This is a genomic window from Spirosoma radiotolerans (assembly GCF_000974425.1).
GTDB lineage: Bacteria > Bacteroidota > Bacteroidia > Cytophagales > Spirosomataceae > Spirosoma > Spirosoma radiotolerans.
In genome coordinates this window covers 4087962-4100855 of record NZ_CP010429.1, presented here as the reverse complement: position 1 = coordinate 4100855, position 12894 = coordinate 4087962, and the positions used below count along the sequence as shown (strand labels likewise).

The window sequence follows — 12894 nt, the reverse complement described above, 5'->3', positions numbered from 1 at the left end:
TTTTTAAGAACTTATTAATAATGGTTTAACCACGCCTTAACAACCCGGTCTGTACTTGCGCCCAAATCAGCCGGGTCTATTTCCGTCACTTTTCATTATGAATCGGTTTCGCTCATTCAATCAATTTGCTCTCATGCTGCTTGTGGGGTGGCTGGGAGTTATTTCACCTCTATTCGCTCAACGGCCAACTGCCGCGCCTGATACGATTCGGCAAAGCCTCCCTCAACTCGAACAGCTTTTTCTGGATCGTAACTTTCAGTTACTGGCCCAGCGCTATCAAATAGACATTGCCGACGCGGCTATTACGCAGGCAGGGTTACGCCCTAATCCAAACCTATGGTTTCAGGGAAACCTGTATAACCCGAACACCGGAAAATTCCTGCAATATGGCCCGCCCTCGCAGGCAGATAAAGATGCGGGAAATTACAACAGTGGCTACTATGCCGTTCAGTTGCAGCAAGTGATTTTATTGGCTGGCAAGCGGAGCAAATTAATCGCGCTGGCCGAAAGCAATAAATCGCTGGCCCGGCTGGCGTTTAAAGACCTGATGCGTATTCTGCACTATCAGCTTTATACGACCTACACGAATTTATATTTCGACTTACAGGGACTGCGATTATTTGAGGATGAACTGGCCCGCCAGCAGCGGTTAGTCGAATCGTACCGAATTGCCCTTCGGACAGGGGGTGTAGCGCCTTATGAAGTGACCCGGCTGGAGGTGGCTGTCCGGGATTTGCAGGCCAACAGTGCTAATTACCGCACACAGATTGCCGATGAACAGGCCACGTTGCGGGTGTTGCTGCGTCAGTCGGCACCGACGTTTATTCTGCCGACTGAATTGCCCGCGCTGAGAACAAGCCTGCCACCCGTGGCAACGGCTATCGACTCGGCCTTGACCAATCGCCCCGATGTGAGCCTGTCGCAGGAGCAGATCAACAATGCAGAACGGAGCCTTGCGCTGGAAAAAGCCCGCCGTACACCGGATCTGACGACGGGTATTCTGTTCGAGAAATACGGAAATGCCTACAATAACTTTACGGGACTCCAGCTAGCTATGGATTTGCCGGTCCGCAATCGGAACCAGGGGGCCATCCGGTCGGCAGAGACAACCCTGAAAAGTGTAACCGGAGGGCTCGAAAATCAGCAGACCATCGTGCAAAGCGATGTGCTGAATGCATTTGATAAGCTGAATACATTTTATGATCAGTTGAACACCCGGCCCGACGGGTATCTGGATCGGATTCAGAATATCTCAGTAGAGGCCACGAAAGCCTATAACGCCCGAACGATTGGTTTGCTGGATTATCTGGATAAGATCCGGACCTATCAACAGGCACAACTGAACAACATTACCCTGTTGAACAACCTGTATAACACGCAGCAGTTACTGAATTTCACCACCAACACACGGTTCTTTTAGGTTATGAAAAAGACGTTGATACCCCTGCTGATTGGACTGGGGCTGGCTGCCTGTGGCCATAAAAACGAAGAGACGAATAAAGTACCAACGTCTAATGCCGATTCGAGCAGTAGTTATCTGACTGACTCGGTCCGGCTGATGAATCCTGAAGATGAACTGACCCTGAACGGGACTGTTACCTTCGATCAGGATAATGTGGTGCGGGTGTTTCCGCTGGTCAGTGGAAATGTGGAGAAAACTACGGCCTCCTTGGGGGCCTATGTCCAGAAAGGCCAGGACCTGGCGCTGATCCGTTCGGGGGACATTTCGACGTATACGAACGACTACCAATCGGACAAGTCAGATCTGGAAGTTGCCCAGCAGCAGCTAAAAAATGTATCGGCGCAGTATAAATCGGGCTTCGCTTCAGAAACCGACTTCTTAACCGCCAAAAACAATGTGAAAAAAGCGCAGGACGAACTGAGTAAATCCGCCAATATTCTGCGCATCTACGGCGGGAGTACGGCCGGAACTGGACAACCTTTTTTCTCAGTGAAAGCGCCCATTTCAGGCTATATCGTGGAGAAAAACGTAAATGCCGGTCAGGATTTGCGGGCCGACAATCAGAATCCGCTCTATACCATATCAAGTCTTCAGCAGATTTGGGTGATGGCCAATGTATACGAACAGGATATTCCCGAAATTAAACAGGGACAACCCGTTGATCTGCAGGTGCTGGCTTATCCCGATAAAACCTTCCGGGGCGTCATCGGCAACGTCAGTAGCGTACTCGATGAGCAGGCACGCGTGCTGAAGGTGCGTATTGTGCTGGACAATAAAGACGGGTTACTCAAGCCCGACATGTTTGCCACCATTCACGTGCATCTGCCAAACACCAGTGCGGGTAAAGCCGGAGAATCATTGGCTGTTCCGCAAAAAGCCGTTGTCTTCGACCGCGACCATTATTACGTGATCGTTCAGACCGGAAAAGATAAGTACGAAGTCCGCGAAGTCAATGTGATGAAAAATACGACGCGCTTTGCCTTCGTGAAGGGCGGTAATCTGAAGCCGGGTGATACCATCGTGACGGAAGGTAGTTTGCTGTTATACAACGATTTAACGGACTAAATTTAAAGAGCGAAATCGGACCGCCGAAGCGGAGCGAAAGCGTGGCTTCAAGTCCTTGTTTTCCTCACGATTTACAAATCGCCCTTTCATTCTTTCGCTCCGCTTCGGCGGTCCGATTTCACTCTTTGAGTTTCTCATGAACAAGTTCATCCGCAGTATCATCACGTTCGCCCTGACAAATCGCTTTGCCGTATTTTTTGGCATAGCTCTGATCATCGTCGGGGGCGTTGTCGCCTTTATGAATACGCCCGTCGAGACGTTTCCCGACGTGACAAACACCAACGTCATTGTGATTACCCAATGGCCTGGTCGTTCGGCCGAGGAGGTTGAGCGTTTTGTTACGCTTCCGCTCGAAACCGAACTCAATTCGGTGCCCCGAAAAAGTACACTTCGCTCGGTTTCGTTGTTCGGCCTGTCAGTTGTGACGATGATCTTTGAGGATGGCGTCGATAATTTTACCGCACAGACCAACGTGGCCAACCGCATTGCCAGCGTTGACCTGCCCGACGGGGTGAGTGCCGAAGTGGAGCCACCCTATGGCCCAACGGGTGAGATTTATCGCTTCACCCTCGAAAGCAAAACAAAGGATATTACCGAGTTAAAGACACTGCAGGATTGGGTTATCGAGCGCCAGATCAAGAGTGTACCGGGCATTGCCGATGTGGTTAGCTTCGGAGGGAAAGTCAAAACGATCGAGGTGAGTCTGAATCCGACGTTGCTGGCTAATTACGGATTCACGGCTCTGGATGTGGATCAGGCCATCCAGCAAAGCAACATCAATGTGGGGGGCGATGTGATCAAGCAGGGAAATCAGGCGTTGGTGGTGCGTGGCATTGGCTTGCTGACCAAACCCGACGATGTGGCGGGTATTATCATCGACAACGTAAATGGCGTACCCATCAAGGTGCGCGATGTTGCTACCGTAAAAGAAGCCTTTCAGCCCCGGCTGGGTATTGTTGGACGCGATAAGCAGGACGACGTTGTGGAGTGTATTGTTGTGATGCGCAAGGGCGAGAATCCCAACGACGTCATTCCAGCTCTAAAAGCGAAAATCGACGAGCTGAACAACCAGATACTGCCCAAGGATGTTCGAATCAAAACGTTCTACGACCGCACGACGCTGAATAATTATACCCTGCATACGGTGGGCGAAAATGTGCTGACGGGTATTTTTCTGGTAACACTTATTCTGTTGATTTTCCTGGCGGACTGGCGGACAACCCTCACGGTTGCCATTGTGATTCCGCTGGCGCTCTTATTTGCCTTTATCTGCCTGCGGCTAAAGGGAATGACGGCGAACCTGCTGAGTATCGGGGCACTGGATTTCGGTATCATCATCGATGGAGCCGTTGTGATGGTGGAGGGTTTGTTTGTCATGCTGGCGCATCGGGCCGAGCAAATGGGCATGATGAAGTTCAATCGCCGGTCCAAACTAAGCTGGATTGCCCAGAATGCGACCGAGCTGGGTAAGTCGATCTTTACCTCAAAAATTATTATTATCACGGCCTTATTGCCCATTTTTACGTTCCAGAAAGTGGAAGGGAAACTGTTTAGCCCCCTCGCCTGGACCATCGGTTTTGCCTTAATGGGGTCGCTGATTGTGAGCCTCACACTGATTCCGCTTTTGTGCAGTTTATTGCTGAATAAGAACGTCCGTGAGCGGCATAATCCGGTGGTGTCCGGTGTCGAGAAACTATATGTACCTGCGCTGAACTGGGCCATTCGGCAACCAGCGTCCATCATGGCCATTGCACTGGGTTCATTGGGCTTTTCGGTTTATCTGTTCCTGTTCCACATTGGATCGGAGTTTCTACCGCAGTTGAACGAGGGGTCCATTTATGTCCGGGCCAGCCTGCCCTATTCGGTGTCGCTGGATGAGAGTTATGCCTATACGCGCAAGTTCCGGGCCATATTCGATGAATTTCCGGAGGTGCGGGGCGTTATTTCTCAAACCGGTCGACCCAATGACGGAACTGACCCAACGGGCTTTTTTAATAATGAGTTTTTTGTCGATCTCTATCCAAAAGAAGATTGGAAACGGGATATTAGCAAAGATGAGTTAGTGGCCCAGATGCAACAGAAACTGGCCCGTTTTCGGGGCGTATCGTTCAATTTTTCGCAGCCCATTTCCGACAACGTTGAGGAAGCCGTTTCGGGGGTAAAAGGATCGATGGCGATCAAGATCATTGGGCAGGATTTGAACGTGCTGGATAAGGAAGCTACGAAGGTATTCAACGTCATGAAGAATGTGCCGGGCGTGAGTGACCTCGGTGTGTTTCGAAATCTGGGTCAGCCGGAGTTTCGGATTCAGCTTGATCCGCAGAAGCTTGCCCGCTACAATGTGCCAACGGATGTGGCGCAGTCGGTCATTGAAACGGCCATCGGTGGAAAAACGGTTACGCAGTTTTACGAGGGCGAACGCCGGTTCGATATCAAGGTGCGCTACGACGAACGGTTCCGGTACTCACCTGATTTGATCGAGAATTTGATGGTTCCGACCCGTTCAGGCTCCAAAATTCCACTCAAAGAACTGGCCGATATTGGCACCCGCTCTGGTCCGGCGTTCGTATACCGGGAGAACAACGCCCGGTTTATTGCCATCAAGTTCTCGGTGCGTGACCGTGACCTGGGCAGCACCATTGCCGATGCGCAACAGCGGGTAAAACAGCAGGTGAAGCTGCCCGATGGCTTTCAGATGCGCTGGGCGGGTGAATTCGAAAACCAGACCCGCGCCGAGCGCCAGTTGTCTATCGTTGTACCCATCAGCATTACCATCATTTTCCTGATTCTGTTGTTTACGTTTGGCAGTGCGCTCGATGCGGCACTCATCATACTGAACGTACCCTTTGCTCTAATTGGGGGAATGCTGGCGCTCTGGTTGACGGGTATTAACTTTAGTATCTCCGCCGGGGTAGGGTTTATTTGTCTGTTTGGCGTGTCGGTGCAGGATGGCGTCATTCTTATCAACCGATTTAAAGAAAACCTCCACAACAAACTGCCCATCAGTGAGGCTATCCGTGAGGGGGCCCTGACAAGGGTACGTCCCGTTGTGATGACGGCCCTGATGGCTTCTCTCGGCCTATTACCCGCAGCTCTTTCTACCGGCATTGGCTCCGAAACACAGAAACCGCTGGCTACGGTCATGATTGGCGGCCTGATGACGTGTACGGTGCTGTCATTATTGATCCTTCCTGTCACGTACGAGCTTATTCACAGCCGTAGGGCGCGCAAAGAACTGGCTCGAAAAGAAGCAAAAACGGTTGACATGCCGCACCATTCTTGAGAAACGTGAAGGCAGGTTCTCAAATCTGCCTTCACGTTTCTCTTACTTTTTGCCACTACCCAGCCACAGAAGCCCGTCAAGAATCAGCTTATCCTGGACTTTATTGCCGAAGGTGAACGACAACTCTTTGTCTGTTTTATGGTCATAATCAATGTCGTTATGGCCCATGTTCACGTATAACATTCGGTAATTTTTGTTCGTCCAGACCACCGGATAATAGCCGCTATGCCATATTTCGTGGGGCTTTGGACCCGTGCCCAGTGGAAAACTGGTTGGGTCAATTGATAGCAGAATTTTGATAGCTGGGTTGGTACGCAGATCATTGGTCCATCGGTACCATTCATTGGGTGACGATTTGAAGGTAACGGGTAAGTGCTTCGTGGCTGGATGGTTCCGATCTTCTACCCGCAGAATAGCGGATGTAGGGTGCCAGGTGTTACTGGCATAGGAACCCGAACCGAGAAACTCGTTATGATACCAATCCCAGTTTTGTGGGTAGGCCGACGGGGTTAGGGCAAAGGCCGCGAAGTGAAACCCCATCCAGGCACCCCCATTAGCCATGTATTGTTCGAAGGCCTTACGCTGCTCAGGCGCTTCCGGACGCGTATCCAAGAAGAGAACAACCTGGTAGTGTGCTAGGAATTCAGTCGTAAGATTAGTCCAGTTTGTTGTCGAGTCGTACGTGAAGTTGTGTTTAGTAGCCATGCGGGCAAACCATTTGTTGGCCTCGTGTACGTAGCTGATATGAGCTTTATCGTTTTTGGCGGTGTAAAAGGCGATGACTTTAAACGTTGGGGTCTTGCTGGTGGCCGTCTGGATAGAACCAACGAAAAAGAGAACGAACAGGACAGCTCTGGAGGCTTTTTTTACGAACAGAAACATTAGATCAAGTAGCGGCTTTCTAAATTCTGAATTGGGTCGATGCGCTCCCTTAAGGGCAAGGGAAACAAATGGACGCTTTTCTGCAAAGTTAAACCGTACCTGGTTCTTACTTGTTTTCCTGAATTAATCCGTAAAACTAAACGTGCGAGGCCGGTTCTGAAACGGTTACTTGTTCCGTCCGAAGTTGTCGGGTTGTTTTCCGGGAACCATCGTGGCTCCAGCCCGGTGGTCCGAAAATGTAGCCCAAAGCTATCTTTAGCGATGGCGCTTTGCGAATATCCTGCCCAATAGCGGCCCACTCGTGAAACGCAATGCGCACTGGGTTGTGCGTGTGTATGTTAGCCGTAAGGCCATAGGTAGGTCGTTTCTTTTCAAGCGCAAAGGTGCCAAATAGCCGATCCCAGATAATGAGTACCCCCGCATGATTTTTATCTAAATAATCCAGATCTGAACCGTGATGCACCCGGTGGTGCGAAGGCGTATTGAAGATAAATTCGATAGGGGCGGGAAACTTGTTGATGTGCTCGGTATGAATCCAGAATTGATACAACAGACTAATGGACTGCATGGTCATGATGGCTACCGGCGAAAAACCAATCAGCGGTAACCAGATCCAAAAAATGAAGGCCCCCGATAGATTACCCGTCCAGGTTTGGCGCAGGGCCGTACCCAAATTATACTTCATGGACGAGTGGTGCACTACGTGCGACGCCCAGAAATACCGACTGCTGTGGCTGATCCGGTGAAACCAGTAATAACTAAAATCGTCGGCAAAGAACAGCACCACCCAAGCCCATCCCTGCGTCATGTCTACCGTAAATAGTCTGAGTTGATAAACCAGCGAATAGGTGCCGAAGACAAGCGCTTTCCCTACAAAACCGACAATAACGTTGCCAATACCCATGCTTAGGCTACTGGCCGTGTCTTTTGTCTCGTAATAATCTTTGTGCTGAATGGCCGTTACAATTACTTCCACAACGAGCAACAGGACAAAGCCAGGAATAGCGTATTGAATTAGATCTCTCATAATTTTTCTAACTATTGTGTAAGTTAGAAATTTATTAGTTAGTACCCAATTACCCTTTTCGCTGAAAAAGCTGGGTATATAAACCAGCAGGGAGTTCATAGAACGATGATCAGTCTATGAACTCCCTGCTGGTTAGGTACTGAAAAAGATTATCGATTCATCGAAATGAGAAACTCTTCATTACTCCGTGTACCTTTCATATGGCCAAGGAGGAAATCCATGCCTTCCATTGCATTCATATCGGCCATATGCTTGCGCAGAATCCAGACTCGTTGCAGTGTTTCTTTATCCAGCAACAAATCTTCCCGACGAGTGCCCGATGCCATAACGTCGATAGCGGGATAAACCCGTTTGTTCGCCAGTTTGCGGTCGAGCTGGAGTTCCATGTTGCCGGTACCTTTAAATTCTTCAAAGATAACCTCGTCCATTTTCGAACCCGTATCGATCAGGGCGGTGGCGATGATGGTCAATGAACCACCATTCTCCACATTCCGGGCAGCCCCAAAGAAGCGCTTCGGCCGGTGCAGGGCGTTGGCATCAACACCACCCGACAGAATTTTACCCGAAGAGGGTACAACCGTGTTGTAGGCCCTGGCCAGACGGGTAATCGAATCGAGCAGAATAACCACATCGTGGCCGCATTCAACCATCCGTTTGGCCTTCTCAAGCACCATACTCGACACTTTTACGTGACGGTCAGCCTGCTCATCAAAGGTTGAGGAAATAACCTCCGCATTCACGCTGCGGGCCATATCCGTTACTTCTTCAGGACGTTCGTCAATCAGCAGCACAATCAGATATACCTCCGGGTGGTTCTTCGTAATCGCGTTGGCAATTTCTTTCAGCAGAACAGTCTTACCGGTTTTGGGCTGAGCTACAATCATACCCCGCTGACCTTTGCCAATGGGGGCGAACAGATCTAACACGCGCGACGAATAATTTTCGGGGCGATTGCTCAAATGAAGCTGTTCTTCCGGGAAAAGAGGAGTGAGGTATTCAAAAGGAATCCGGTCACGGATCTCCTCCGTGGTTTTGCCATTGACGGTCGAAACACGCAGCAGGGCAAAGTATTTTTCGCCTTCCTTGGGTGGGCGAATAGCACCACGCACGGTATCGCCGGTTTTCAAACCGAATAGTTTGATCTGCGATGGTGATACATAAATATCATCGGGGCTGGCTAAGTAATTGTAGTCGGCTGAGCGCAGAAAGCCATAACCACCGTCCTGCATAATTTCCAGAACACCTTCGTTATCGATAATGCCATCGAATTCGCGAATGTGCTGGTTATACTGACGGCGAATGCGGTTCTGGTATTCCTGCGCTTCCCGCGATGCTTGTGGAATCTGATGCTGAACTGGTTGGTCCGTTTGGCTGGATTCCGATTGAGGCTGTTGACCATCCTGTGTTTCGGTGGGTACGCCCGATGGCTGGACCACGGCTACTGTATCAGCGGTTGGGTTGGCGTCGGCCGTTTGCATATTGGCCGCGTTATCTTCCGTAATAACGGTAGGCGTCATGAACTCTTCGTCGGCCTGGCCACCATAGTTCAGTCCGGTCTCATCCGTTACAACGCGCTGGGTACGTGGCCGCTGATCCCGACGCTGGTTGTTGTCGCGTATGCCATCCGTACGGTCGCGGTTGGCATCAAACCGTGGACGTGCGTCCCGTGGACCGGATTGTGTACCATCCGTACGCTGGTTCCGCTGTTGATTTAAATCCTGCCGACCATTGCGGTCGTTCCGATCATTACGGCCATTGTTTGTCCGGAAATTACGGTCGTTTGGTGTCGACGTGCCATCGCTGTCCGTACGATTTCGGGCGGGTTGACCGAAGGAAGTAGTCCGCTGGCCTGATGTCGTCCGTTCGCGGTTTTCGCGCGGCTGACGTGCGGTTTGCGGGTCATTTACAGTCTCATTACTTACTTCGGCTGGTGCGCTCCCGTTGACTGCTGGTGCTGGCTCGACCGCTGGTGTGGCGCTGCTTTCAACCGAGGCAGAACTTTCGCTCACTGGAGAAGCAGGTGCTTCTGTCGGCGTTACTGGTTCAGCTAAGGCTGTTGGTTGCGTAACAACGTCCCGATCCCGGCGGCTGCGTAAACGAGGTTTCGCCGTATCTGGAGTTGTGGTGGTTGTATCGTTAGTAGCAGGTAGCGCTACCGGATTTTCTACGGGTTGGTTAGCAGGACTATCGGCTGCTACTGGAGTAACGGGTTGTACGTCAGGGGTAGTAACCGCCTTGGTACGACGTCCGCGCTTGGGGGCTTCCCCGGCGGGGGCTGTTTCTTCGGCAGCCGGGCCTGGGCGCTCGGATTGCTGCTTTATAATTTCGTAAACTAGTTTTTCCTTATTGAATTTGCTAATGTTACGAATCCCGAATTGCTCGGCAATGGGGTGAAGCTCCGAGAGAAGCTTCATGTCTAATTCTTCTTTCTTGAACATAAAGGTCAGGTTAGCAATAAACCTTGAAAGGACCGCTAGAGCGGTAATAATGAAAGTTGGGAGTTGTTATATGAATGAAATGGCCGATTTCGCGGTCAAGTTGGCACGTTAACGGAGGCCTACAGGAAGGATAATTGATTGAACAAACCAAATTAACCTCAACAAATTCAAGTAATTACGCGATTAAATAAATCAAAAATATGAATTGGGGTGATTTGCTTAATCCAAACACAACCGCCTGGTGGGGCCAGACTTGGAGGTTGTTAAAACGTTTGGAAAACGGAGGCCTGCCGTAGCTACAGATTGCTGCTTTGGTAGAAGCACTACCTGCCGACCAGATTGATGGTAGCAAAGATAGTATCTTGTTCCGGTTTTATCAACATAACGTTCGTGGCTAAGAAATGTTTCCATTTTTTAATATTATTCGCAATTCTTCAAAATATAATCTGTCGTTAAAAAAGCTTAAAACGAAAGCGCACGACAAATTTTGTCGTCTAAACAAACGTTGACTCTACCAGATACGAATGGAAACAAAACAACCGCACACCATTTCTCCGACGGAGTTGAACTTGGTTATCGACTGGGGTAATTCAAGCCTGAAAACGGGTTGGTTTCGGAGGCAGGAATTGATTGAGGTTAACCGGTATGAATCGCCTGATGCGTTGATTGCTGACTTTAGCAAGCGCCCCGCCAGGCACGTGTTGGTTTCGTCGACAAGTCGTCCCGGCACTGATATTCGCCGTCAGTTGACCGAGCTGGGTTCCGACTTCTGGATACTGGACAACCAAACGGCTGTACCCATACGTAAAGGCTATGACACACCGGCTACCCTGGGTGCCGACCGAGTAGCAGCCGCAGTAGGTGCTGTAACGCTGTTTCCAGATCAGGCCTGTCTGGTGCTTGATCTGGGTACTTGCCTCACCGCCGATCTTGTCGACCAGGATGCGGTTTTTCAGGGCGGGCTGATATCCCCCGGACTGCGCATGCGTTTTCGGGCCATGCATGAGCAAACGGCCCGGCTTCCTTTGGTGGAACTGCCAGCGGAAATAAACCAGCGCTGGCCTGCACTAACGGCTAAGAATACGGCACAGGCCATGCAGAGTGGTGTAGTGAACGGATTGATGTTTGAAATGAACGGAATAATTGAAAACTATCGACGGGAATGGCCGGGGATTGTGGTTCTGGTGTGCGGGGGTGATGCGTCTTCCTTTGAAAGTCGTCTTAAACCGCCGATATTTGTGGTTCCTGAATTGGTTCTGATTGGGTTGAATCGAATTTTACGCTATAATGTTGAGAATTTACAAGCGAATACGCCAGACGTTAACGCATAGTTTGCTGGCTGTTGCCGCGACATCGCCGATGGTATTGGCGCAGGGATTGGGTAACTCCCCTTATTCTGCCCAGGGCATTGGTGAATTATACAGCCCCGGTAATATAACAAACATGGGCATGGGTGATGTGGGCGTCAGTAACGCCAATCCATTCTATCTAAATTTGCAAAATCCCGCTTTGCTGGCTCGTCGGTCGCGTTTTACCGTGTTTGAAGTAGGCTTGATCAGCCAATCGAAAACCATTAAACAAAATATCAGCAATGACCTGAAGTCCCAGAGCAATTTTGCTGGTAACCTGGGTTATCTGGCGTTGTCTTTTCCGGCCAACAGCCGCTGGAACATCTCACTGAACCTGAAACCATACACGTACGTCAATTATAATATTCAGCGCGTAGAGGCTGTGCCTGGTACTGCTTACACGGCTGTGTATAATTATACCGGTAAGGGAGGATTGAACAAAGCGACGTTTGCTAACGGATTTCGACTCACAAAAAATATTTATGCCGGCGTAGAGGCTTCCTTTCTGTTTGGTAATATCACCAACTCGTCAGATGCACGGGCAGCACTCAGTAGTTCCGGTGATTTACTTGTAACCCATTTAAACAGAACGAATTATAGCGATATTGTCTATAAGTTAGGCGCTGCCTGGCGGCCCAAGCTGAATGATACATGGACGCTGAACGTTGGGGCTACCTACGACCCACAAATACGGGTTAAGGCAACCCAAACCGATATTTACCAGCAGACAACCCTGTCTGGACAAGCCATTACGGCTCCTGACACAGCGCGGCTTAACTCCAATGCGTTATCGACATTGCCGCAACAAATGCATTTTGGTGTAAGTGTTGAAAAGGGAAATACCTTGCTGATTGGGGTGGATGCCGGTTTTCAGAAATGGAGCGAGTACCGTACCGCTGATAACCGACCGGGCAATCTTGCCGACGCCATGAACGTTGGGGCTGGTATTGAGTATACGCCTAAACCCACATCGAACCGTTACCGGGATTTGATAACCTACCGCGCTGGCTTTCAGTACAATAAACTTCCTTACCAAACAAACGGTACGCAGCTTACAGACATAAATGGTAGCCTGGGTATATCCATTCCTCTGGGCGCTTATTATGTCAATCACGTAACGCTCTCGCTGGTTGGCGGGCAGCGGGGTGTGCTGACCGGGACACAAATTAAGGAGCAATATGTCCGAATAGGCATTGGCTTCTCCTTAAACGACGTTTGGTTCCGGAAAACAGTTATTGACTAATTGACCAGGGCTATTGCGAACGATTTAATTCGCTTTCTCGCCAATGAAAAGCAGGTGTACGTAGATCATTTTCTGCGGACATCTGCTTTTTGTCTGTACTCCGGCAAGCAAACAAGCAAATAACGGAGAACCTAATCTTTTTAAG

8 protein-coding genes are annotated in these 12894 nt (G+C 50.0%); 5 read left to right on the top strand and 3 right to left on the bottom strand.

Annotation, left to right across the window (positions count from 1 at the left end):
• Positions 1 to 97 precede the first annotated feature (97 nt).
• The 3 genes from SD10_RS16705 to SD10_RS16695 all read left to right on the top strand — a co-directional run bounded on the left by SD10_RS16705 (position 98) and on the right by SD10_RS16695 (position 5810).
• The gene (locus tag SD10_RS16705; protein WP_046575243.1) at positions 98 to 1420 is read left to right on the top strand and encodes a TolC family protein; all 1323 of its coding nucleotides are present in this window, start codon (positions 98 to 100) and stop codon (positions 1418 to 1420) included.
• A gap of 3 nt (positions 1421 to 1423) precedes the next feature.
• Positions 1424 to 2527 (top strand): efflux RND transporter periplasmic adaptor subunit, encoded by a 1104-nt coding sequence (locus tag SD10_RS16700; protein ID WP_046575241.1) that lies wholly within the window; start codon positions 1424 to 1426, stop codon positions 2525 to 2527.
• A gap of 136 nt (positions 2528 to 2663) precedes the next feature.
• On the top strand, positions 2664 to 5810 hold the full coding sequence (locus tag SD10_RS16695) for an efflux RND transporter permease subunit (protein ID WP_046575239.1): 3147 nt from the start codon (positions 2664 to 2666) through the stop codon (positions 5808 to 5810).
• Positions 5811 to 5852: 42 nt separating this feature from the next.
• Here SD10_RS16695 and SD10_RS16690 read toward each other — a convergent pair whose 3' ends face one another.
• The 3 genes from SD10_RS16690 to rho form a co-directional block, all read right to left on the bottom strand.
• Entirely contained in the window at positions 5853 to 6692 is an 840-nt protein-coding gene (locus tag SD10_RS16690) for a ThuA domain-containing protein (protein WP_082111623.1), read from the bottom strand.
• Positions 6693 to 6828: 136 nt separating this feature from the next.
• Positions 6829 to 7719: a sterol desaturase family protein gene (locus tag SD10_RS16685; RefSeq protein ID WP_046579670.1), complete on the bottom strand. Its 891-nt coding sequence runs from the start codon at positions 7717 to 7719 to the stop codon at positions 6829 to 6831.
• A 149-nt stretch (positions 7720 to 7868) separates the two neighbouring features.
• Positions 7869 to 10157, bottom strand: coding sequence for a transcription termination factor Rho (rho, locus tag SD10_RS16680; protein WP_046575237.1), 2289 nt, complete (start codon positions 10155 to 10157; stop codon positions 7869 to 7871).
• Between the two features lie 524 nt (positions 10158 to 10681).
• On the opposite strand from rho, the gene SD10_RS16675 reads away from it, so the two are divergent.
• Positions 10682 to 11488 carry a type III pantothenate kinase gene (locus SD10_RS16675; RefSeq protein WP_179945466.1) on the top strand — a complete coding sequence of 269 codons (807 nt, stop codon included), beginning with the start codon at positions 10682 to 10684 and terminating at the stop codon, positions 11486 to 11488.
• Positions 11445 to 12749 (top strand): outer membrane protein transport protein, encoded by a 1305-nt coding sequence (locus tag SD10_RS16670; RefSeq protein ID WP_227698991.1) that lies wholly within the window; start codon positions 11445 to 11447, stop codon positions 12747 to 12749. The genes SD10_RS16675 and SD10_RS16670 overlap by 44 nt, the downstream gene beginning before the upstream one ends.
• Positions 12750 to 12894 lie beyond the last annotated feature (145 nt).